Below are 21,759 nucleotides of genomic sequence, written 5' to 3'. Positions count from 1 at the left end.
ACGTGGAACTGATCGTCAACGGCGCCGGGCGGACCGTGCCCGGCGGAGCGACTGTGGCCGACATGGTCCGGGAGGTCACCGACCAACGGCGCGGTCTCGCGGTCGCGGTCAACGGCGAGGTCGTGCCGCGCGGCGGCTGGGCGGCGACCACGTTGCGCGACGGCGACCGGGTCGAGGTGCTCAGCGCCGCGCAGGGCGGGTGAACGACGTGTCCCTCGAGATCGGCGGCACCGCGTTCGGCTCCCGGCTCATCCTCGGCACCGGCGGCGCCGCCAACTTGCACGTGCTGGAGCAGGCGATCCGCGCTTCCGGCACCGAGCTGGTCACGCTCGCGCTGCGCCGGGTGGACACCGCGCCGGGCAGCGCCGGCGGCCTGCTCGACCTGCTCGACCGGTGCGGCGTACGGGTGCTGCCGAACACGGCCGGCTGCCGGACCGCGTCCGAGGCGGTGAAGGTGGCCCACCTGGCCCGGGAGGCGTTCGACACGGACTGGGTGAAGCTGGAGGTGATCGGCGACGAGCGCACGCTGCTGCCCGACGGGGTGGAGCTGTTGCGCGCCGCCGAGGAGCTGGTGGCGGACGGGTTCACCGTGCTGCCGTACACCTCGGACGATCCGGTCCTGGCCCGGCGACTGGCCGACGCGGGCTGCGCGGCGGTGATGCCGGCCGGCGCCCCGATCGGCTCCGGCCTGGGAGTGAACAACCCGCACCACATCCGGCTGATCCGGCAGGGCGTGGACGTGCCGGTGATCCTCGACGCCGGCATCGGCACCGCCTCGGACGCCGCGCTCGCCATGGAGCTGGGCTGCGACGCGGTGCTGCTGGCCAGCGCGGTCACCCGGGCCGCCGACCCGGAGGCGATGGCCACGGCGATGCGTCACGCGGTGGCGGCCGGCCGGCTCGCGTACCGGGCGGGCCGCATCCCCCACCGTCTCCACGCCCTCCCCTCCACCCCCCACGAGGGAAGGCCGGACCTGTGACCGTGGTTCCTGCACTGGATCTTGAGGGGACATGGCCCCTGGAGGGGTCGCGTTCTTCCAAGATCTCCGTCGTGCCGTCGGGCGTGGTGGTGCTGACGGATCGGCGGGTGGCCCGGAATCCGCTGGTCGAGGTGGTCGCGGCGGCTGTGGGCGGGGGAGTGCGGTGGGTGGTGCTGCGGGAGAAGGACCTGCCACGCGCCGAGCGGGCCGCGCTCGCCGCCGAACTGCGGGCGGTCCTCGCCGAGGTGGGCGGCGCCCTGGTCGTCGCCGGGCCCGACCGGCTCGACGGTGACGCCGTCCACCTGCCCGCCGCCGGCCCGTACCCGCCGCCACGCGTCGGGCTGGTCGGGCGCTCCTGCCACAACGCCACCGAGCTGGCCCGGCTCACCACAGAGGACTACGCCACCCTCTCTCCCGTCTACCTCACGAAAACCAAACCCGGCTACGGCCCACCCCTTGACCCGAGCGGGCTGGCCGCGTTGACCCAGGCCAGTCCGGTGCCGATCCTGGCCCTCGGCGGAATCGAGACCCCAGCACAGGTAAAGGCCTGTGTAGAGGCAGGAGCCGTCGGAGTGGCGGTGCTAGGCGCCATCATGCGCGCCAAGGACCCGACCGCGGTAGCGATCACCCTCACGGCAGCCCACGAAGCAGCAACCCAGGCCGCTCAAGGCTGGCCCCGATCAACAACGACCACTCCGTTGGGCAGCGCCTTGGAACAGGCGGTCACCCACGTGCCGCGAAGCTGGCACACCCCGACGGAGGTCCCGCAGCCCTCAACGGCAACCACAGAGGAGGAGAGGTGACACCAAAAACCATCCTCACGATCGCCGGATCCGACTCCGGCGCGGGCGCGGGAATCCAGGCCGACCTCAAGGTCTTCGCCGCCCTCGGCGCGTACGGCACCAGCGTGCTCACCGCCATCACCGCACAGAACACCCGGGGTGTCGACGCCATCCTGCCGCTGCCCCCGCGAACCGTCCGGGAGCAGCTCGACAGCGTGCTCGGCGACTTCGCCGTACGCGCGGTGAAGACCGGCATGCTCGGCACCCCGGCGGTCGCCGACGTGATCGCCGAGGCGGCGGAGGCGGGGCGGCTGCCCCGGCTCGTCGTCGACCCGGTGCTGGTCGCCACCAGCGGGCACCGGCTCGGCGGGGTGGAGGCGGTCCGGCGGCTGCTGCCGTACGCGGAGGTGGCGACGCCGAACCGCGCGGAGGCGGCGGCCCTCACCGGGCGCCCGGTGACGACGGTGGAGGAGGCGGTCGCGGCGGCCGAGGCCCTGGCGGCCGCCGGCCCGCCGCACGTGGTGGTGACCGGCGGCGACGCGGACGTGGCGGGCGAGTCGGTGGACGTGCTGGTGGGCGATGGGGCGACCACGCTGCTACGCGCGCCCCGGGTGCCGACCCGGCACAACCACGGGACCGGCTGTTCGTTCTCGGCGGCCATCGCCGTCCGGTTGGCGGCCGGCGACCCGGTGCCGGTCGCGGTCGCCGCCGCCAAGGAGTACGTCACCCGCGCGCTGGCCGGTGCGCGGGACTGGGAGCTGGGCGGGGGACCCGGCCCGCTGGACCACTTCGGCTGGTCCGCTTGAGCCGACAGGAGGCTGTCATGCAGGCACGACGCAAGGCTTACGTCGAGGGGTCACGGCCGGACATCCGGGTGCCGTTCGCCGAGGTGGCGCTGACCGGGGACAACCCGCCGGTACGGCTCTACGACACCTCCGGCCCCGGCTCCGACCCGGTGGTGGGGCTGCCGCCGCTGCGTGGAGCGTGGATCGCCGACCGGGGTGATGTCGTGCCCGTGCGGGGTGCGGGCACGCCGCTGGCGGGCGCGGACGGGAAGCGCCCGACCCAGCTCGCGTACGCGCGGGCCGGACTGGTCACGCCGGAGATGGAGTTCGTGGCGATCCGGGAGGGCGTGCCGCCGGAGCTCGTCCGGGACGAGATCGGCGCCGGGCGGGCGGTGCTGCCGCTCAACGTCAACCACCCCGAGTGCGAACCGGCGATCATCGGCCGGGCGTTCCTGGTAAAGGTCAACGCCAACATCGGCACCTCGGCGGTCAGCTCCTCCATCAACGAGGAGGTGGAGAAGCTGACCTGGGCGACCCGCTGGGGCGCGGACACGGTGATGGACCTGTCGACGGGGAAGCGGATCCACGAGACCCGCGAGGCGATCGTGCGGAACTCGCCGGTGCCGATTGGCACCGTGCCGATCTACCAGGCGCTGGAGAAGGTCGGCGGCGACCCGGTGAAGCTGAGCTGGGAGGTGTTCCGGGAGACGGTCGTCGAGCAGGCCGAGCAGGGCGTCGACTACATGACCGTGCACGCGGGGGTGCGGCTGCCGTACGTGCCCCTCGCGGTGGACCGGGTGACCGGCATCGTCTCCCGGGGCGGCTCGATCATGGCGGCCTGGTGTCTGGCGCACCACCAGGAGAACTTCCTCTACACCCACTTCCGGGAGCTGTGCTCGCTGTTGGCGAGGTACGACGTGACGTTCTCGCTCGGCGACGGGTTGCGTCCCGGGTCGATCGCGGACGCCAACGACGAGGCACAGTTCGCGGAGCTGCGTACCCTCGGCGAGCTGACGAAGATCGCCTGGGAGTACGACGTCCAGGTGATGATCGAGGGCCCCGGGCACGTGCCGATGCACAAGATCAAGGAGAACGTGGACCTCCAGCAGGAGTGGTGCCACGAGGCGCCCTTCTACACGCTCGGGCCGCTGACCACGGACATCGCGCCCGCGTACGACCACATCACCTCGGCGATCGGCGCCGCGATGATCGGCATGTTCGGCACCGCGATGCTCTGCTACGTCCCCCCGAAGGAGCACCTCGGGCTGCCGGACCGGGACGACGTGAAGGCGGGTGTGATCGCGTACAAGATCGCGGCGCACGCGGCGGACCTGGCCAAGGGGCACCCGGGGGCGCAGGCCTGGGACGACGCGCTGTCCAAGGCCCGGTTCGAGTTCCGCTGGGAGGATCAGTTCAACCTCGCGCTCGACCCGGAGACCGCGCGGTCGTACCACGACGCCACGCTCCCGGCCGAGCCGGCGAAGACCGCGCACTTCTGCTCGATGTGCGGGCCGAAGTTCTGCTCCATGAAGATCACTCAGGACCTGAAGGAGTACGCGGCGCGCGGCATGGCGGACAAGTCCGACGAGTTCCGGTCCGCCGGTTCCCGGGTTTATCTGCCGCTGGCCTGAGCCGCACCGGGCCGGGTCGGCCACCTGGTCGGCCCGGCCGGCGGATCAGTCGCGGTGGTGGCGGCCGGTGCGCAGCGTACGGGTCCCCTCCCGGTCGGCATCCGAGGCGAGTCCGGCGACCCAGTCGACGTACTCCTCGTCCTGCGACGCCAGCGGCTCCGACCCGTCGTCGGACCGGCCGGCGTCGTCCAGCTCGTCGTCCTTCGCCCGGTTGCGCCGGAACAGGCCACGCCGGAGCTTTGGCTTCCCGTTGCCCGGCTCCTCCTCCGCCGGGTCGGCCACGACAGGCTCGCCGGGGGTGGCGTGCTGACCGGCCGCGTGCGGGGTGTTCGGGACCGGTGACACCCGCCGAGCGTTGGCGAAGGCCTCCCAGCGGGCCTCCCGGCCCAGGTCGGGCAGGGCACGGTGCCGGGGATGCGGTGCCGGCTCGACCCGGGTCTCCGCCGTCGGTGCGCCGTTCCGGTCCGGGGTACCCGTCGGGTCACTCGTGGTGCCGCCGGCCGCTCCGGTGTTCCCGAACGGCGAGTGCGACTGGCTCGGCGCGGGCACGGCCGGTTCGTTCCGCACCGCTGCCGCCGGACGGGGTGCCGGCAGCGCCGACCGTTCCGCGGCCTCGACGGCGGGCACCTTGGTGTGCGTCTCGGCCGGGACCGTCCGGGCCGTGGTCATCTGGGCGGGGACCGGTTCGACGGGAGTTGTCTCGGCCGGTGCTGCTTCGGCCGGCGGCATCGTGGCAGCCGAGCTGGTGTGAACCTTGCGACCGCGCTTGGACCGGCCCTCCGGGCGCGGGTCGGTCGAGGTGGGCTCGGGTGCCGAGGGGGACTGCCGGCGGGACCGGCGCTCGGCGGCCGGTCGCGCGGCGGAGGCCGGCATCGTCGACGCAACGCCTTCCGGTTGCGGTGACGGTACGGCGGCCGATGCCGGGGCGGAGGTTCCGCCGTCCGGCCCGGCCAGCGGTTGCGGGATCGGGCGGCCGGCGGCGAGCACGTCGATGGCGGAGGTACGCCGTCCTGAGGGCGCCAGCCCCCGCATCGACAGGTTCCGCGCCAACTCGTCGGTCTCCCGCCCGGTGACCGGCTTGTCAGTGTCCCGCCCGGCGACCGGCTCGCGGACGTCGGCCGCGCCGGCCGTACTCGCTGGAGCATCCGGTGCGGCGGGGGTGGCGGACCGGGCCACCGGCTCCGGCTCTTCGGCGCGGGCGTGTGCCACAGCGGCGCGCTCACCGGAGGCGGGCCCGCTGGCGGCGTACCCACCGGAGGTGCGTTCGGTGGCGGCGGGCGCACCGAAGACGGGACCGGCGGAGGAGGTGGGTTCGGCGGCGGTCGGGCGCGCGTCGGCGGCGGTGTGGTCGGGGGCCGCCCGGACGGCCCGGGACTGGCGGGCCGGCACGGGCGCCGGCGTGAGATTCGAGGGGGCCGGCCAGTCCCAGTGGGCGGGGACCATGGCCGTGGCCCCCGGGGGGCTCGCCTCCGGCGCGGCCCGGGGGCGGCTCGGTTCGCCGGCCGTGCCGCGGGCCTCCGGCACCGGGCCGGCGGTCCGGCCCGGCTCGCCGGGGGTGGCGGGTGACGGCGGCAGGGGCTGGAGGATGTCGGTGGGTTCGAGCGCGGCGGTCCCCGTCTCCGTGACCGGCCGGCGCAGCACCGTGGTGGCCGCCGAGCCGAGCGCGCCAGCGGCGACCGCGATCAGTGCCGCGTAGTAGGGCGCGAGCTGGTAGCGGTCGGCCGCGTTGCCCGGGCCTGCGGTCAGGTACGCGAAGGCCAGCAGCACCGGCCCGGCGGCCCCGGCCGCCCCGCCGACCAGCGGAAGGTGACCGCGTCGGCGGGCCAGCGCGCCGACCGCCGCGCCGGCGAGCAGGGCGACCAGGGGCAGGAGCAGCATGGCCAGCCGCTGTGCGGTCTCCGCATCCACCCAGGACGGTTCGAGGACCCCGAGGCGTACGGTGACCAGCGGCCCGGCCGAGGAGACCGACGGCGCGGCGGAGATCAGCGCGAGCAGCCAGACGGCTGCCGCGGTGAGCGCGATGTTCCACCCGAAGGGTGGGTTGATCAGGACGACGATCGCGGCGCCCGCTCCGATGAGCGCGCCGAGGATCGCGCAGATGCCGACCGCCCACACCGGATCGACGGTGCCGCCGAGTTCGGCGGTCCGCGCCGGTTGCATGCACAGCGGTGCGACCACGATCGCGCCCAGCGCGGCGGCGCCGGCGAGGCTGAGCTGTTCGGTGGTGCCGCCCAGGACCCCGTCCCGGCGGGCGAGGCGTTCGGTGCCGACGGCACCGGCCACCGCGGCGACCGCCGCGAACCAGCCGACCCAGGCGAGCTGGGCGGGCCACCGGTTGACCGCGCCGTCGGTGAACGCGCCGTCGAGCCGTACGACGCCGAACCCGTACGCGATGCCGAGCTGGCCGGCCCCGGCCAGCATGCTCACCCCGAGCGCCGTGAGCAGCAGTCTGCTCCACGTCCGAAAGGCCATGTCGGGCACGTTACGGCCCGGTGACCCCGATCGCCACCAATGCCAGCGCGGCGCGTCGGTTTGATTACCGCGGGTGGCTACTTCAGCTCGACCAGGCGGGCCAGGTAGGTCGTGTCCCCGACGTTGGTCAGCATGTGCACCGCGCCCGGGTCGCGGTAGACCACGCCGCCGGTCGGTTCGTCGGCGTCGATCGTGGTGCCGTCGATGGTCTGCACGACATTCTTGGCGCCCTGGATCGCGATCACCAGGTAGGGGTGGTCGTGCCGGTGCAGCGGCTGCCGCTCGCCCGGCTCCAGGCGGATGTGCCAGACACGTACCTTGTCGTTCTCGTAGACGATCTCCTGGCCCACGGGGCCGAGTTCGAGGTCGGCGGAGAGGTCGGTCATCGGGTCCCGTCCAGTTGAGGGAGCACCTCGGTGGCGATGAGCTCCAGGTGGTCGAGGTCGGCGAAGTCGATCAGCCGCAGGTGGGCCCGGGTGGCACCGATCGCGGCGAACTCGCCGAGCCGGTCGACGAGCTGCGCGGGGGAGCCGACCACCGGATCCTCCGGCGGGAGAGCGCTCTTGACGTGTAGCGGCGCGGCCCGCCGCTGCGCCTCCGCGTCGGTACGCCCGATGGCCACCACGATCCCGGCGGAGAACACCAGCGGCGCCCGCCCCGACGCGGTACGCCCGACGCGATCGCACGCCTCCCGCACCCGCTGGTACGAGTCGGCGGTCTCGGCGATGCCCTTGAACGGCACGTTGAACTCGTCGGCGTACCGGGCGGCCAGCTCGGGGGTGCGCTTCGGGCCCCGCCCGCCGATGATCAACGGCGGCCCGGGCCGCTGCACCGGCTTGGGCAGCGCGGGCGCGTCGACGAGCTGGTAGTGCTCACCCTTGAAGCTGTACGTCTCGCCCGGCGGGGTGCCCCACAGCCCGGTGATGACCTGCAACTGCTCGGTCAGCCGGTCGAACCGTTCACCGACCGCCGGGAAGGGGATGCCGTACGCGGTGTGCTCCCGCTCGTACCAGCCGGCGCCGATGCCCAGCTCGACCCGGCCACCGCTCATCTGGTCCACCTGGGCCACCTGCACGGCCAGCGGACCGGGCCACCGGAAAGTGGCCGAGGTGACCAGGGTGCCGAGCCGGATCCGGGAGGTCTCCCGGGCCAGCGCGGCGAGCGTCAGCCAGGCGTCGGTGGGGCCGGGCAGCCCCGGGTCGTCGCCCATCGAGCGGTAGTGGTCGGCCCGGAAGAAGCCCTCGAAGCCGGTCTCCTCGACCCGCCGGGCGAACCGGAGCTGGTCGTCGTAGCTGGCCCCGCGGTGCGGCTCGGTGAAGACCGTCACCCGCATGGTCAGTGCCCCCCGGTCCCGGCCGGCGTCGCCGCCGGGTCGGGCCGCGCGGGTACGGCGTCGGGGGCGTCCCGTTCCATCAGCAGCTCGTGCAGGTCGGCGCTGATCCGGGCCACGTCGGCCAGGTGCGCGTTGCGGCCCAGGGTGCGCGGCCGGGGTACGTCGACCTCGACCACCTTGCGGATCCGGCCGGGCCGCGGGCTGAGCACGACCACCCGGTCGGCGAGCAGCACCGCCTCGTCGATCGAGTGGGTGACGAAGACGATGGTCGCCTTCGTCTCCATGTGCACCCGCTGGAGCTCGCCGGAGAGTTCTTCCCGGGTGAGCGCGTCGAGCGCGGAGAAGGGCTCGTCCATCAGCATCACGCGCGGTGTGCCGATCAGCGACCGGCAGAGCGAGACGCGTTGTTGCATGCCGCCGGAGAGCTCGTGCGGCAGGCGCTTCTCGAAGCCGCCCAGCCCGGCCATCGCCAGCAGCTGGCGGGCCCGGTCGCGGTGCTTCGCCCGGCTCCAGCCGAAGATCTCGACCGGAAGCAGGACGTTGTCCAGCACCGAGCGCCAGGGCAGCAACGCCGGCCGCTGGAACAGCATGGCGATGTCGCGGCGCGGCTTCGTGACCGGAGTGCCGCCGACGGTGATCTCACCGCCGGTGACCGGGAGCAGGCCGGCGATCATGCGGAGCAGGGTCGACTTGCCGCAGCCGGAACGGCCGAGGACGGCGACGAATTCGCCCTCCGCGACGTCGAGGTCGAGGTTGCGTACCGCCTCGACCCGCCCGGAGCGGCCGTCGAAGGTGCGGGACACCCCGGACAGTCGGATCATCGCCCGCGGCTCCTTCCACGTCGTGAACGTGAGCCGGGCTAGCGTAGCGGGCCCCTCCAGGTTGCACCGTCAGGGGTGGAGTCTCCGCTTTACGTCGGACAAGTTCGTTTCCTTTCCGCAACCCGTACGCCCGACGGTGTCCACAGAGCTTCTCGTACGCTGTTGCGCGCGAAGAGTCCCCTCACGACGAACCTGTCGGCGTTCCCTCGTGCCGACACGTCGGACCCACGACCCGACCGGGCGAATACGCCCTGGTCGGAAAGGACATGGTGCACAGATGAGAAGGCTGACCCGTACGGTCGCCGCCGCCGCGCTGGCCGCCACCCTCGCCCTGGTCTCCGGTTGCAGCAGCGACTCGGACAAGACCGAGGACGCCAAGAGCACGAGTGGTGCGCTGGAGAAGGTGACCTACCTCACCTCGTTCGGTAACTTCGGCCGTGACTCGTACGCCTGGGTGGCGAAGGAGAAGGGCTTCTTCAAGGAGGCCGGCTTCGACGTCGACATCAAGCCCGGCGAGGGCACCGGCAACGTCATCCAGACGATCACCGGTGGCAAGGCCGACTTCGGTCCGATCGACCTGACCGGTGGCATCCTCCAGATGGGCAACGGCGAGGCCACGGACTTCGTCGCGGTGGCCGCGATCCAGCAGCGCACCATGGCCGCCATCGTCACCGTCGAGGGCAACAACATCGCCACGCCGAAGGACCTGGAGGGCAAGCGGCTCGCCGACACCAAGTTCTCCGTCGTCTACAACCTCTTCCCGACGTACGCCCGGCTGGCCGGCATCGACGAGAGCAAGGTGACCTGGGTCAACGGTGAGTCGCAGGCCCTGATGGGCATGCTCGCCTCCGGCTCGGTCGACGGCATCGGCCAGTTCGTGGTCGGTCAGCCCACGGTCCAGGCGGTGACGAAGAAGACGCCGGTGGTGCTGCCCTACAGCAACGTCATGCAGGACCTCTACGGCAACGCGCTGATCACCTCCGCGAAGATCGCGAAGGAGAAGCCGGAGATGGTGAAGAAGTTCACCGCCGCGCTCCTCAAGGGCCTGGAGTACGCCCTGGCCCACCCGCAGGAGGCGGGGGAGATCCTGAAGAAGAACGAGCCCACGGCCAACCCGGCCGCGGCCGCCGCCGAGCTTGAGCTGATGGCCGCGTACGTCCGGTCCAGCAACTCCGGCACCGCGATCGGCACCCTGGACAGCGGGCGGGTCGCCAAGAGCATCGCCCTGCTCAAGGGCGCGGGTTCGCTCAAGAACGACCTCACCCCCGACCAGATCATCAACTTCGACCTCGCGCCGAAGGCCTGACCGGTCGGCTCGAAATCGGGGGTGCGGCCCGCCCGTTGTGGTGGGGCGCACCCCCTTCGCGTGCCGGTCGTCTGGCCGGCCGAGAGGAGGACATGTTGACGCAGCTGAGCGATGCTCCCGCCGACAGGTCGGCCACGGCTGCACCGCGGACCGCGCCGATCCGGCCCAGGGTGAATCCGACCGCCGTGCTGCTGCCGGCGCTCGGGCTGGTGATAACGGTGACGGCCTGGTGGCTGGTCACCTCGGGCCTGCACCTGATCCACCCGGCGGTGCTGCCCGCGCCGCAGTCGGTGTGGCGTGCGCTGACCGAGGCGTGGGACGTGCTGCTGCCGGCGCTGGGGCTCACCATTTGGTCGACCCTGCTCGGCTTTCTGCTCTCGTCGGCCGCCGGCGTGCTGATCGGGATGGCCCTGGCCGCCTCCCGCCGGGTGGAGCGGATGTTCGCGCCGCTGCTGGTGGCGGTCAACGCGGTGCCGAAGATCGCCTTCGGGCCGCTGCTCGTGGTCGCCGTGGGCTGGGGGCAGAAACCCATCCTGACCATGGTGTTCCTGCTCTGCTTCTTCCCGATCGTGCTCTCCACCGCGACCGGTCTGACCACCACCCCGGCCGACCTGGCCGAGCTGGCCCGGTCGCTGAACGCGTCGTGGTGGCAGGCGTTCCGCAAGGTGCGGTTCCCGGCCGCGCTGCCGCAGATCTTCGTCGGGTTGAAGGTGGCGATGCCGCTGGCCGCGATCGGTGCCGTGATCGGGGAGTTCTACTCCGATCAGCGGGGACTGGGTCAGCAGATCATCCAGTACAACGGCGTCGGCGATTTCTCGACGGCGTGGTCGGCGATCGTCCTGGTCGCCCTGATGAGCATCCTGCTCTACGCGGCCCTCGGCCTGGTCGAACGCCTCGCCCTGCCCTGGGTCAAGGCCACCACCTCGGCCAGGTGACCGGCACGACGGCGAGGTGGCCACGTCGACCGTAGGCCCGACCTCGACCGTGGACCCGCGAGGTCCACAGCAGCGGACGGACGGCGAGGGACCACTGAAGGGTGTGGCCCCACCGCAACCGGCGAAGGGATCAGGCCTGACGCCCGGAGCCGGTTGCGGTGGGGCCACACCACCACCGCAAGCAGAAACCTCAGCCGGCGAGTCGCCAGCGACCCCCGCGCGCCACCAGCGGAGTCAGCGCCTGCGGCATCAGGCCGGAGTGGTTGTCCGGGGTCATCCGGATCGGGCCGGAGAGCCCGTCGAGCTGTGACGTCTCCAGAACGTCGCGCAGGGCGTCCCGGTTCATCTTGCCGGGTGCGCTGCCGGAGCGCAGCTCGGCGTCCACGATGAGCTGGACCGCGTCGGCGGCGAACGACGAGGAGCCGTGGTAGCCGCCGAAGCGTGCGGTGTAGTCCTGGAACCACTGCCGGCGCGCGGCCTTGGCCGGGGTGGTGGCGATGACGTCGTCGATCACCATGGTCTGCGTGAAGATCAGGGTGGCCTTCTCGGTCGAGCGGGCCGAGGCGCCGAGGAACAGCTCACCGGCCGCCGCCGCGTCGAAGAAGAGCGAGCCGGCGTAGCGGCCCTGCCGGGCGCTGGCGGCCGCCAGCGAGGCCTGCTCGGGCGAGGTCCACATGACCAGCGCGTCGGGCTTCTTCGCGACCAGCGAGGCGACCTGGCCGCTGACCTCGGTGTCGGTCGGGCGTACCGCCTCGGCGCGAAGCAGCTTGACGTTGGCCTTGTCCAGCTCGCGGCTCAGTGCGGCGCGCCCCTCCTTGCCGTAGCTGTCGTCGCTGTACAGCAGGCCGACCTTGCGGATCTGGTTTCGGCCCAGTTCGGCGGTGAGGGCGGCGGCGCTGTCGGTCGCGTTCGGAGCCAGCTTGAACATGTAGCGATGCTCGGCGATCGGCTCGGTGACGGCGCTGGAGGCGGCGAGCGCGATGGTCGGAACCTTCTTCTCGCCGATCGTCCGGCCGGCCTGGACCGCGCATTCGTTGCAGCCGCCCATGATGACGGCACTCACGCTGGAGTCGCCGCTGAAATCGTTGATGTTGCGCAAGGACTCGGCGGCGTCGGATCGGTTGTCCTTCACCCTGAGTTCGATCTTCCGGGCGCCTAGTGCTCCGGAAGAGTTCAACTGCTCGACCTTCAGTTCCAGCGCCCGTTGGTACACCTTGCCGACGGGAGCGGAGGCGCCGGAGAGTTCGAGGTCCGCGGCGATCACGATGGGGCTCGTGTCCTCCTGCTCGCCGCCGAACTGACATCCGGTGAGTGTGGCGGCCAGCACGGCCGATGCGAGCACCGCGATGCTCGCGGAGCGGATGGGGCTCAACTCAGTCCTCCAGGTGCGGCGCGGGCCTGCGCCCGGTCACCGCCGCTTGTCCGTCCTCATTGGAGTGACGGGATTGGTATGCCGTACGGTGTGCGCGAAGCCTGCAAAACCTTGCCAATGCCGGGCGCTGTGGTCAAGCGCGGATGTGGGTAGTAGTTTTCGGGACGCTCATCCCACATATTGGGGATGCGGAATATCGATACAACATCACTGCACAGATGCGACCGGCCACGCTGGGGTGACATGCCCAGTTCAGGAGCCTGGGGAAAAGAAGGTATTAGTTGACCGGATCGCGGGATGAACGGCCACGCACCGTTTCCAGTCCCACTGCGGCTTCCCAAACGGGATCTTCTCTGATGAAATCGCGGCCGTGCCGCGCGTGGCGCCGGCCGCCATACCAGGCACGGGTAGGCGGGGCGGGCGTGGAAGATACGACGGAGGCGATGTCGTGAGCACCGGACCTACGACCCTGCCCGAGCGTCCCAATGCCGATCAGCGAAAGCGGCGACGGGGACTGCCTCGGCTTCGTGATGCGCGCATCCGGTCCAAGCTTGCCCTCATCCTGGTGGTTCCGGTCGCGGCTGTCATCGCGCTGGCGGGTATCCGACTCGTCTCGGTCGGCCAGGGCGCGTACGAGGCGAGCCAGATCCGGTCGCTGACCGCGTTGTCGATCGACATCTCGGCGCTGACCCAGGACCTGCACAAGGAGCGGATGGCGGCGGCCACCTACCTGGCCACGCGGGATAACCGGGACAACAAAGAGGCCTTCAACCTGCGGGTACGGGCCACCGACGAGCGGGTCGCCGCGTACCGGAGCGAGCGGGAGCAGCTCGGCAGCGTGCCGGCCTCGGTCCGGGACCGACTCAAGGTGATCGACGACCACCTGGCCACGCTGAACGGCACCCGGCAGGAGGTGCTGGACCGGCAGCAGATGCCGGTGGCCGAGGTGAGCCTGCGTTACGGCATCGTCCTCGACGACCTCGTCGCGTACGGCGACACGCTGGCCCAGCAGCCCGGCGCGGAGAGCATCGCCGACGCCCGCCGCGCGGTGGCCGCGTTCGCCCACGCCAAGGCGCAGGTCGCCGAGGAGCAGGCGGTCGTCTTCACCGCGCTCAGCGGCGGACGGATCGAGGAGGAGCAGTTCTCCTCGATCCTGGCCACGCTGACCGCCCAGCAGGAGGCGCTGCTCTCCTTCTCCCGGTCCGCCGACCCGACCCAGCGGTCCCTGGTGGACAGCACGGTCTCCGGTGACGCGGTGCAGCTCTCCGACCGGGTGGCGAACGACCTGTCCCGCTCGATCGGGAAGCCCTCGCTGGTCGGCCGCGACCCCGCGGCCACCGCCATCGGCGCGGTCAACGACCTGATGCGGTGGGCCGAGATCCGGCTCCAGGAGCGGCTGCTCAGCCAGGCCGACGCGGTTCGCGCCGACGTCATCCGGCAGGCCGTCGTGGAGAGCCTGCTCGTCCTGCTCACGCTCGCCATCGCCGTGACGCTGGCCGTGGTGCTCGCCCGCTCGCTGAACGAGTCGCTGCGCCGGCTGCGTGAGGGCGCTCTGTCGGTGGCGAACCACGACCTGCCGGACGCGGTGAGCCGGCTGCAGAACGTCAACGCGATCGGCGACGGCGGAGTGGACGAGATCGTCCAGCAGGTCCGGGACCCGATCAAGCTGAACAACCGCGACGAGGTCGGCCAGGTGGCCGCGGCCTTCAACGTGGTTCACCGGGAGGCCGTCCGGGTGGCGGCCGAGCAGGCCGCGCTGCGGACCAGCGTCTCGGCGATGTTCCTCAACCTGGCGCGGCGCTCGCAGAACCTGGTCGACCGGATGATCGGCGAGCTGGACGCGATCGAGCGTGGCGAGGAGGACCCGAAGCGGCTCGCCCAGCTCTTCGAGCTGGACCACCTGGCCACCCGAATGCGCCGCAACGACGAGAACCTGCTGGTCTTGGCCGGCGCCGACTCGGCCGTGCCGCGCCGCGACGACGCGCTCCTGGTCGACGTGCTGCGCGCCGCTCAGTCCGAGGTGGAGCTCTACAACCGGATCGAGTTCGGCACCGTCGACACCGACATCTCGGTCGCCTCGCACGCGGTCAACGACGTGGTCCGCCTGGTCGCCGAGCTGCTCGACAACGCCACCCGGTTCTCGCCGCCGAACACGACGGTGGTCGCCGACGGCCGACGGATCCGGGACTACGTGCTGATCCAGGTCGAGGACCGCGGCCTCGGCCTGAGCGACGAGCAGCTCGACTCGCTGAACCGGCGTCTGGCCGCCCCGCCCACGGTCGACGTGGCCGCGTTCCGGCTGATGGGTCTCGCTGTGGTCAGCCGGCTCGCCTCCCGCTACGGCATTCGAGTGGAGTTGCGGCGCAACGTCGAGGGCGGAACGGTCGCCCAGGTGACCCTGCCGAACTCCGCCGTGGTGCTGCCGGCGAACCGGGGCCAGGCCTCGCTGCCCCCGGCACGCCAGCCGCTCGCCGTCGAGCAGGCCCCACTGAGCCAGCTTGGCTCCGCCGCCGACCCGCTGGCCGGCGCGGAGCGGGGCGGCACCGCGACCCTCACCACCGACCAGTGGCGCACCTCCGCCACGCCGCCGCCCGCCCGCTGGCAGGCCGAGGCCCGGGACACCGGCCCGGCCGTGCAGCTCGGGGGCGTGACCGGTGCGCTGCCGAGCGCGCCGCCGCCCGCCCCGGCCGCGCCCGCGCCGTCCACCCCCGTCTCCGGCACCGGCTGGTCGGCGGGTGGACCGACCGTCTCGTACCCCGCGCTCGACCCGCTGCCGAGGCGGACTGCGGACACCGAGGCGATCGCACCGGCCGCCCCGGTGGCCGCGCCCGCGTACCCGGTCACGCCGACGTACCAGCAGGTCTCGGCGGCGCCGTCCGCCGCGCCGGTCGTGGCCACGCCGGAACAGCCGGCCGAGGCGCCGATCTTCCGGGAGATGGAAGCGGTCTGGTTCCGGTCACACGGCAACGACGAGACGACGATCTTCACCCGACCGAAGTTCGACGAGGAGCCGGCGCCCCGCGCGACGCAGCCGGTCGCCTCGGCTTCGCCGGGACCGCGGCTACCGACCCGTACCCCGGGCGCCCAGGCGTCGGGGTTGAGCACGCCTCCGCCGTACACGCCGCCGGCGGCGGTGCCCGCGGCCGCCGTGCCCCCCGCCGCCGTGCCCCCGCCGCCGCGACCGGCGATCGACCCGAGCGCCTGGCGGACCGCGGCCGACGAAGGCTGGTCACGGGCCAGCCAGGCCGCGGAGCCCAACGACGGCGGCACCACCCGCTCAGGGCTGCCGAAGCGAGTGCCGCAGGCCCAGCTGGTGCCCGGTGGCATCGAGCCCAAGGGCGGCCGGTCCCGGGCCCGACGCACCCCGGACGAAGTACGCGGCCTGCTGTCGGCCTACCACCGCGGTGTTCAGCGGGGCCGGACGGCCGGCGCGGACATCAACAGCACCTCGACCAAGGAGACGAACCGATGAACAGGCCGGCGGCCATGCAGGACATGGGTTGGCTGCTCACCAACTTCGCCGACAGCGTGGCGGGCATCGCCCACGTGGTGGCGGTGTCCGCGGACGGGCTGCTGCTCGCCTCCTCCCGGGACCTGCCGGCGGACCGGGCCGACCAGCTCGCCGCGATCACCTCGGGCGTGGTGAGCCTGACCGAGGGCGCCGCACGGATGTTCAGTGCCGGCGGGGTGCTCCAGACGGTCATCGAGATGGACAGCGGATACCTCTTCCTCATGTCCATCAGCGACGGTTCGTCGATGGCGGTGCTGGCCGCCCGCAGCTGCGACGTCGGCCAGGTGGGTTACGAGATGGCACTGCTGGTGGAGCGGGTCGGCCAGGCCCTGGTTCCGCTGCCCAGGGATGCCGTCCGGTCCTGACCGGGGGCGTGACGTGGTGACCCGGAGCCGGCCCGGCTCCATACGGAAGGGGAGGTGATCGCGAGATGGAACCACGGCGGGATCCACGTGGGGCGCTGGTGCGACCGTATGCGGTCACCCGTGGCCGCACCGAGCCGTTGCAGAACATCGCGCTCGAGGCGGTGCTGTCGTGCACTTTCACCCAGTCGGCCGAGGCGCGGTTCGCCGGGCACGACAAGTACCGCATTGCCACGGTCTGCGAGGGCCGGGCGCAGTCGCTGGCGGAGATCGCCGCGTATACCCGGATGCCGCTGGGTGTCACCCGGGTGCTGGTCGCCGACATGGTGGCCGAGGGCCTGCTGACGCTACACACTGCCGCTCCCGCGACGGGGTTCCAGGAGCGGATGAACCTGCTTGGAAGGGTGCTAAGTGGACTTCGCGAACTATGACCCCGCGGGGGCGAGCCGCAGCCGGGAGATCATCTCCGCGAAGATCGTGGTCGCGGGTGGCTTCGGGGTGGGCAAAACCACCCTGGTCGGTGCGATCTCCGAGATCACTCCGCTGACCACCGAGGCGCTGATGACCGCGGCCGGCGTGGGCATCGACGACCCGTCGAAGGTGCCCGGCAAAGAGACCACCACGGTCGCCATGGACTTCGGCCGTATCACCATGGCCCAGGATCTGATCCTCTACCTGTTCGGTACGCCGGGCCAGACCCGCTTCTGGTTCATGTGGGACGAGATCATCCGGGGTGCGGTGGGCGCGGCCGTGCTGGTGGACACCCGGCGGATCACCGACGCGTTCGCCCCGCTGGACTACTTCGAGAACCGCAAGCTGCCGTACGTGGTGGCGCTGAACCGGTTCGACGGCGCCGCGATGTACGAGGTGGAGGAGGTCCGCGAGTCGCTGGCGATCTCGCCGGACGTGCCGCTGGTGTGGTGTGACGCCCGCAACCGCGAGTCGGTCAAGCAGGTGTTGGTGACGGTCGTCGAGCACGCCATGCTCCGCCTCCAGGCCGAGCACGAGCACGGCTACCCGGCCTCGGTCGGCTGAGGCTCCGGCGCGGGCGGTCCCGCGCGGGGCCAGTTCGGTCCACGCGGAGCCGGTAGCCGCGCCGGAGCACGGTCTGCACCACCCGCGGGGCCCGCAGCGCGGCCATCGGGGTCGCCCCGAGTGGCCGTGGCTCCCCGTCCACCACCGCCGCGTGCCCGCGCAGGGCATGCAGGTGCCCGCCGGCCGTCACGGTCACGGTCCGGCGGGGCAGCGGGTCGACGATCGTCCGGACCAGCGCGTCCAGCCGCGCCCGGCGTGGGGCGCTGACCGGTACTCCCAGCTGACCGGCGGCTCGGCCGTCGCGCACCCCCGATGCCGGTGTTGGCCACCAGGACGTCCGATGGCCTTTCCAGGCAGGCCCGGGTGGCCTCGCCTCACTCCTCCAGCCGTGGGTGGCATCCACCGGCGTGCCATGCTCGGCGGTGGTTCCGGTCCGGGTCCCGCCTGTTTCGGTCCGGTCAGGGGTGCGCCCTCGCGGCTGGTGACGGACCGCGCGAGACGGGTTAGAATATGAGACAACAATCCTGAATGCTGGGAGCCGCGATGAGTGTGGCGGACGCGTTCGATGCCGTGGCCGGCAGCTACGACGAGGCCCGGCGAAGGCTGGTGCCCTGCTTCGACGCCTTCTACGGCACGGCGGTCGAGGTGGCCGCGCCGCCACTGCGGGCGGCGCTCGCATCGGGGCGTACCCCGGAGGTGCTGGACCTGGGCGCGGGCACCGGCCTGCTCTCCCTGTTGCTGGCGGCGGCCGTACCGGGCATCCGGCTGACCCTGGTCGACGCCGCGCCGGGCATGCTCGCGGTGGCCGCCGGCCACCTGGCCGCCCGGGGCGTGCCGCACCGGACGGTGCTCGCCGACCTGGTCGACCCGCTGCCCGCCGGCCGGTACGACGCGGTGGTCTCCGCCCTGGCCATCCATCACCTGACCGACGACGGCAAGCGGGCGCTCTACCGGCGGGCGGCCGAGGCGCTGGCACCCGACGGGGTGTTCGTCAACGCCGAGCAGGTGGCCGGCCCCACCCCGGCCCTGGACCGGCGTTACGACGAGGCCTGGACGGCTCGGATCACCGAGTTGGGCTCGGACGCCGAGGAGATCGCCGCCGCCCGGGAGCGGATGCGACACGACCGGCCCGCGACCGTCGCCGACCAGTGCCGCTGGCTCTCCGAGGCCGGCCTGGCCGACGTGGACTGCTTCTTCAAGGAATGGCGCTTCGCCGTCCTCGGGGGTCGCCGCCGCTGATTTCTCAGCGCACCCTCGGCTCGACCGTAGCGGTGAAGCCGGCCAGCTCGGTCGGTACGCGCTGCCGGCCGTGGTTCGCGCGTACCTCCGTGCGGGTGTCCGCCCGCAGTTGCAGCCGGGTGAGCTGCCCGGCGGCCACCCGAACCCGGACCGCTACGCGGCTGACCTCCGGCCGGTCCGGTGCGGGGGAGTGAACGGCCACCACGACCTCGTGCTCGCCGGCCGGCAGCCGGTACGCCCAGGTACGCCAGGAGAACGGGCGAAGGGCTCCGTCGATGGTGAGCGTCGGCCACGGCACCCAGGAGTTCGGGTCGAGGGTCGCCGGCGTGCCCACCCGCATGCCGTTCCAGCGGTAGTCGAGCCGGGCCGTGCCGGTCACCACGAGGGCGCCGTGCGCGCCGTCGGTGAGCCCGGCCGGCGGTGCCCCGTCGGCGAGGAACATCCCGGTGTCGGCGGCCCGGACGTCCTCGACCGCCTCCCGGGACGACCGCACCCGGTAGGCCAGGTCGAGGTGGCGCTTGACGAGGCTGACCACGGCCACGGCCAGCAGGGGGCTGAGCAGGAGCGCGACCGCCAGCGGCGGGGTCACCGGCAGGCCCGCCCGGGTGGCCCCCAGGGCGAACGCGGCCAGCGCCGCGATGGGCGCGAGCACCACCCACGCGCCAGCGCCCGGCCGCCGGCCGCCGGGCGTGGGCACCAGCACCGACTCCGGCTGGCCGAACGACGCTGGTGCCCAGCAGTCCAGCTCGACGATCTCCCCGGCCGCCACCCGTACCCGGCGGACGGTCTCCGCCGAGAAGCGTCCGCGTACCTCGACCAGATGCTCGCCCGGGGCGGTCACCACCACCATCCGGCCCAGCCCCTGCCACATCGGGCGGTCGTCCACCCCGACCGCCTTGTACGCGTCCCAGGTGACGGGGTCCGTGCCGCGGGACCGCACGTGCACCGAGATCCCGGCCGTGCCGGCCGGGAGCGTCGGCGGTGGCTGCCCCGCCGACCAGGGCAGCACGGGCGCCTCCGGATACCCGGTCGCCGGGATCGATCGTTCCTTGCGGTTCACCTCTCCACGTCCAGGGCGTCGTCGATCTGCTGGTCGGTCATGCCGGGGCCGTCGGACGTCACAGCCCCGGCGATGCCGGTGCTGGCGGCGGAGAGCGGGCTGACCCAGTTGCGCCAGTCCGCGAGGACGCCGATGCCGATCTTGCCGACGGTGGAGAGGGTCGCGCTGCTGCCGATGTCGATGACGCTCGAGGCGACCTTCGCCTGGAGGGCGGCGGGCAGCACCCGCTCCAGCAGCCGGCCGATCTTGAGGAGCAGGGACACCACCTTGTCGATGATCCGGACGGCCCGGCTGGTCGCGACCGTGGCCTGCACCCCCGTGGCCGCGCCCGCCGCGGCGACGGAGCCGCCGAAGGTCGGCGCGGCGGCCGCCATCGCCACCGCCCACTCGATGATCATCCACTCGATCAGGGTGGCGATGATCGCGATGACGAGCTGCTGCGCGGCGGTCATGATCTTCGAGAAGAGGGTCAGCAGGCCGGCGATCGAGGCCGCCTCGCCGCCGGTGGCCTCGACGGCGTCGGCGAACTCCAGCAGCCGGGTCTTCGCGGCGGTCGCGTCCCGTCCCGCCCACTCGATCAGGTCGTCGGTGGCCGCCTGCCGGATCGCCGCGGCGAGCGGCACCAGCGCCCGGCCGAGCTGTTCCCACTGCCCGCCGTACGGCTCGATCCGTTCCGCGTTGCCGGTGACCAGGCTGAGCAGGTCCTCCAGCGGCTGCACGAAATCGATGAGGAAGGAGAGACCGGCCGTGATGAGCCAGTTCAACGGGTCCGCGGCGAACGTCACGGCGTTGCCGATCAGGTCGGTCGCCCCGGCCCACACGTCCGTCATCTCGCCCTCGGAGATGCCGGTGTAGAGGCTCTTGACCGATCCGGCGAGGGGCACCACCGAGTCCCACCGGTAGTCGATCGCGTCGGTGATACCGAGATTGCCGGCGTACTGGCCGTCGGCGGGGGAGTTGTTGCTCAGGTAGGCGTCGTCATCGTTGCTCGTCACGAGTGCTGCTCCCGGTGCCGATCGATGCGGTGCGGATCACTTGCCGCCGGAGAGTTTGTCCTGGAACCGCTGGAACGCCTGCTGCAACGCCTCGTCCAACTGCTGGTAGCGGTCGGCGGTGGCCTTGACCGCGCCGCCCTGCGAGGTCAGCGCCTTCGAGATCGCCCGGACGTGGTCCCGTGCCTGGTCGGCCTTGGCGTCGTACGACCCCTTCATGAACACCGCCCCGAGGGCACCCCAGAGCACGTCCGGCGGGTCGGCCTGCGCGAGGCCGTCGGCGATCTGGTCGGCGCTCGTGGCGAGCGCCTTCAGCACCTCGGCGGTGCTGGTCAGCTTGTCGGACGGGACGACGACGCCGTCACCACCACCCATGCCGGCCTCCTCTCCTCTCGGTCACCAGCGCCGCTCGTCGCGCTGGTCGATGGTGTCCCGGATGTGCTCGGGGATCGCCTCGCGGACCAGCTCGACGGTGGAGACCCCGCCGAACTCGGCGCCGAGCTCCGCGAGCTTGACCGCGCGGGCCGCCTGGGCTTCCCGGATCGCGCCGAGGATCATCCCGGCGAGGCGACCGCCGTGCCGCAGCGCCGCGTCCGCGATGTCCACGGTGGCCACCTGGCCGTTCTCGTCGACCTCGACCCGCACCGTGCCGTCGGCGGAGAAGCCCTCACCGGTCAACCCGCCGGCCTGCTCGGCGAACCGCTCGTAGCGCTCGACCATCTCGCGGTTGTGCTGCCGGATCCCGTCCAGGAACGCCAGCACCTCGTCCGGGTGCCGGAACTCGCGCGGTTGCCCGGTCACCGGTCCGCACCTGGGTCCCGGTCCAGCTCCGCCCGCAGCTGCGCGGGCGTGGGCAGCGGGGCGAAGGGCTCCCGGGTGTGCCCGTCGGTCAGCTCGCCGAGTGTCTCCGTCAGGTCCCGCTGGAGCAGCCCGCTCGCCTCGCGGATGGTGCGGACCACCAGGTCGCCCAGCTCGGCCCCGGAGTAGCGGAAGGCGCGCGAGCTGAGGTGCAGCTCGCGGACGGAGCCGCCCGGGCCGACGACGACCGTCACTGCGTGGTCCTCGCTGGTCAGCTCCGTCGACGCCGCGGCGACCGCCGCCCGTATCCGGCGCGCCCGTTCGGTGATGGCCTGCGGGTCCACGG

At 72.5% G+C, this 21,759-nt stretch carries 22 protein-coding genes and 1 pseudogene; 12 read left to right on the top strand and 11 right to left on the bottom strand.

Going from position 1 to position 21,759, the window contains the following annotated elements:
- Window positions 1–2: 2 nt before the first annotated feature.
- The 5 genes from thiS (at window position 3) to thiC (ending at window position 4,177) form a co-directional block, all read left to right on the top strand.
- Window positions 3–203, top strand: a complete 201-nt coding sequence (gene thiS / locus ACIRG9_RS17285; RefSeq protein ID WP_402856492.1) for a sulfur carrier protein ThiS — start codon at window positions 3–5, stop codon at window positions 201–203.
- A 5-nt stretch (window positions 204–208) separates the two neighbouring features.
- Entirely contained in the window at window positions 209–979 is a 771-nt protein-coding gene (locus ACIRG9_RS17280; protein WP_402856489.1) for a thiazole synthase, read from the top strand.
- A 71-nt stretch (window positions 980–1,050) separates the two neighbouring features.
- Entirely contained in the window at window positions 1,051–1,782 is a 732-nt protein-coding gene (locus tag ACIRG9_RS17275; RefSeq protein WP_402856486.1) for a thiamine phosphate synthase, read from the top strand.
- A complete protein-coding gene (thiD, locus tag ACIRG9_RS17270; protein WP_402856483.1) occupies window positions 1,779–2,567 on the top strand; it encodes a bifunctional hydroxymethylpyrimidine kinase/phosphomethylpyrimidine kinase in 789 nt (262 codons plus the stop codon). The genes ACIRG9_RS17275 and thiD overlap by 4 nt, the downstream gene beginning before the upstream one ends.
- Before the next feature lie 17 nt (window positions 2,568–2,584).
- Window positions 2,585–4,177 carry a phosphomethylpyrimidine synthase ThiC gene (gene thiC, locus ACIRG9_RS17265; protein WP_402856480.1) on the top strand — a complete coding sequence of 531 codons (1,593 nt, stop codon included), beginning with the start codon at window positions 2,585–2,587 and terminating at the stop codon, window positions 4,175–4,177.
- Window positions 4,178–4,222: 45 nt separating this feature from the next.
- On the opposite strand, the gene ACIRG9_RS17260 is transcribed toward thiC, so the two are convergent.
- The 4 genes from ACIRG9_RS17260 to ACIRG9_RS17245 all read right to left on the bottom strand — a co-directional run bounded on the left by ACIRG9_RS17260 (window position 4,223) and on the right by ACIRG9_RS17245 (window position 8,803).
- Window positions 4,223–6,649, bottom strand: coding sequence for a hypothetical protein (locus ACIRG9_RS17260; RefSeq protein ID WP_402856477.1), 2,427 nt, complete (start codon window positions 6,647–6,649; stop codon window positions 4,223–4,225).
- A gap of 77 nt (window positions 6,650–6,726) precedes the next feature.
- The gene (locus ACIRG9_RS17255) at window positions 6,727–7,035 is read right to left on the bottom strand and encodes a cupin (RefSeq protein ID WP_091198233.1); all 309 of its coding nucleotides are present in this window, start codon (window positions 7,033–7,035) and stop codon (window positions 6,727–6,729) included.
- Window positions 7,032–7,982 (bottom strand): LLM class F420-dependent oxidoreductase, encoded by a 951-nt coding sequence (locus ACIRG9_RS17250; protein ID WP_402856473.1) that lies wholly within the window; start codon window positions 7,980–7,982, stop codon window positions 7,032–7,034. The genes ACIRG9_RS17255 and ACIRG9_RS17250 overlap by 4 nt, the downstream gene beginning before the upstream one ends.
- Window positions 7,983–7,984: 2 nt before the next feature.
- Window positions 7,985–8,803 (bottom strand): ABC transporter ATP-binding protein, encoded by an 819-nt coding sequence (locus ACIRG9_RS17245; protein WP_402856470.1) that lies wholly within the window; start codon window positions 8,801–8,803, stop codon window positions 7,985–7,987.
- A 277-nt stretch (window positions 8,804–9,080) separates the two neighbouring features.
- Here ACIRG9_RS17245 and ACIRG9_RS17240 point away from each other — a divergent pair, with 277 nt between their 5' ends.
- Window positions 9,081–10,109 (top strand): ABC transporter substrate-binding protein, encoded by a 1,029-nt coding sequence (locus ACIRG9_RS17240; protein ID WP_402856467.1) that lies wholly within the window; start codon window positions 9,081–9,083, stop codon window positions 10,107–10,109.
- 92 nt (window positions 10,110–10,201) lie between these two features.
- Window positions 10,202–11,044, top strand: a complete 843-nt coding sequence (locus ACIRG9_RS17235; protein WP_402856464.1) for an ABC transporter permease — start codon at window positions 10,202–10,204, stop codon at window positions 11,042–11,044.
- A gap of 190 nt (window positions 11,045–11,234) precedes the next feature.
- On the opposite strand, the gene ACIRG9_RS17230 is transcribed toward ACIRG9_RS17235, so the two are convergent.
- A complete protein-coding gene (locus tag ACIRG9_RS17230; RefSeq protein ID WP_402856461.1) occupies window positions 11,235–12,416 on the bottom strand; it encodes an ABC transporter substrate-binding protein in 1,182 nt (393 codons plus the stop codon).
- 448 nt (window positions 12,417–12,864) lie between these two features.
- On the opposite strand from ACIRG9_RS17230, the gene ACIRG9_RS17225 reads away from it, so the two are divergent.
- The 4 genes from ACIRG9_RS17225 to ACIRG9_RS17210 all read left to right on the top strand — a co-directional run bounded on the left by ACIRG9_RS17225 (window position 12,865) and on the right by ACIRG9_RS17210 (window position 17,324).
- Entirely contained in the window at window positions 12,865–15,888 is a 3,024-nt protein-coding gene (locus ACIRG9_RS17225; RefSeq protein WP_402856457.1) for a nitrate- and nitrite sensing domain-containing protein, read from the top strand.
- Entirely contained in the window at window positions 15,885–16,292 is a 408-nt protein-coding gene (locus ACIRG9_RS17220; RefSeq protein ID WP_073834895.1) for a roadblock/LC7 domain-containing protein, read from the top strand. Before ACIRG9_RS17225 ends, ACIRG9_RS17220 begins: the two co-directional genes overlap by 4 nt.
- A 65-nt stretch (window positions 16,293–16,357) precedes the next feature.
- Window positions 16,358–16,720 (top strand): DUF742 domain-containing protein, encoded by a 363-nt coding sequence (locus ACIRG9_RS17215; protein ID WP_091125064.1) that lies wholly within the window; start codon window positions 16,358–16,360, stop codon window positions 16,718–16,720.
- Entirely contained in the window at window positions 16,701–17,324 is a 624-nt protein-coding gene (locus tag ACIRG9_RS17210) for a GTP-binding protein (RefSeq protein ID WP_402856452.1), read from the top strand. Before ACIRG9_RS17215 ends, ACIRG9_RS17210 begins: the two co-directional genes overlap by 20 nt.
- Window positions 17,325–17,361: 37 nt before the next feature.
- Here ACIRG9_RS17210 and ACIRG9_RS17205 read toward each other — a convergent pair.
- A pseudogene (locus ACIRG9_RS17205) lies at window positions 17,362–17,601 on the bottom strand (uroporphyrinogen-III synthase); the annotation flags it as partial.
- Between the two features lie 266 nt (window positions 17,602–17,867).
- Between ACIRG9_RS17205 and ACIRG9_RS17200 the strand changes: the two are divergent.
- Window positions 17,868–18,563 (top strand): class I SAM-dependent methyltransferase, encoded by a 696-nt coding sequence (locus ACIRG9_RS17200; RefSeq protein WP_402856449.1) that lies wholly within the window; start codon window positions 17,868–17,870, stop codon window positions 18,561–18,563.
- Window positions 18,564–18,567: 4 nt separating this feature from the next.
- Here the strand turns inward: ACIRG9_RS17200 and ACIRG9_RS17195 are convergent, their stop codons facing one another.
- The 5 genes from ACIRG9_RS17195 to ACIRG9_RS17175 are packed head-to-tail and all read right to left on the bottom strand — an operon-like array spanning window position 18,568 to window position 21,757.
- Window positions 18,568–19,623 (bottom strand): hypothetical protein, encoded by a 1,056-nt coding sequence (locus ACIRG9_RS17195; RefSeq protein WP_402856446.1) that lies wholly within the window; start codon window positions 19,621–19,623, stop codon window positions 18,568–18,570.
- Complete coding sequence (locus ACIRG9_RS17190; protein WP_402856443.1) at window positions 19,620–20,618, bottom strand: hypothetical protein; 999 nt, start codon at window positions 20,616–20,618, stop codon at window positions 19,620–19,622. Before ACIRG9_RS17190 ends, ACIRG9_RS17195 begins: the two co-directional genes overlap by 4 nt.
- Window positions 20,619–20,654: 36 nt before the next feature.
- Window positions 20,655–20,990 carry a hypothetical protein gene (locus ACIRG9_RS17185; RefSeq protein ID WP_402856440.1) on the bottom strand — a complete coding sequence of 112 codons (336 nt, stop codon included), beginning with the start codon at window positions 20,988–20,990 and terminating at the stop codon, window positions 20,655–20,657.
- Window positions 20,991–21,011: 21 nt separating this feature from the next.
- On the bottom strand, window positions 21,012–21,416 hold the full coding sequence (locus ACIRG9_RS17180) for a YbaB/EbfC family nucleoid-associated protein (RefSeq protein WP_402856437.1): 405 nt from the start codon (window positions 21,414–21,416) through the stop codon (window positions 21,012–21,014).
- Window positions 21,413–21,757, bottom strand: a complete 345-nt coding sequence (locus ACIRG9_RS17175; protein ID WP_402856434.1) for a YbaB/EbfC family nucleoid-associated protein — start codon at window positions 21,755–21,757, stop codon at window positions 21,413–21,415. Before ACIRG9_RS17175 ends, ACIRG9_RS17180 begins: the two co-directional genes overlap by 4 nt.
- Window positions 21,758–21,759 lie beyond the last annotated feature (2 nt).

This window comes from Micromonospora sp. NPDC093277, from assembly GCF_044765245.1.
GTDB lineage: Bacteria > Actinomycetota > Actinomycetes > Mycobacteriales > Micromonosporaceae > Micromonospora.
Note: the sequence above shows the minus strand (reverse complement) of the source record. Positions and strands in the feature narration are given on the sequence as shown.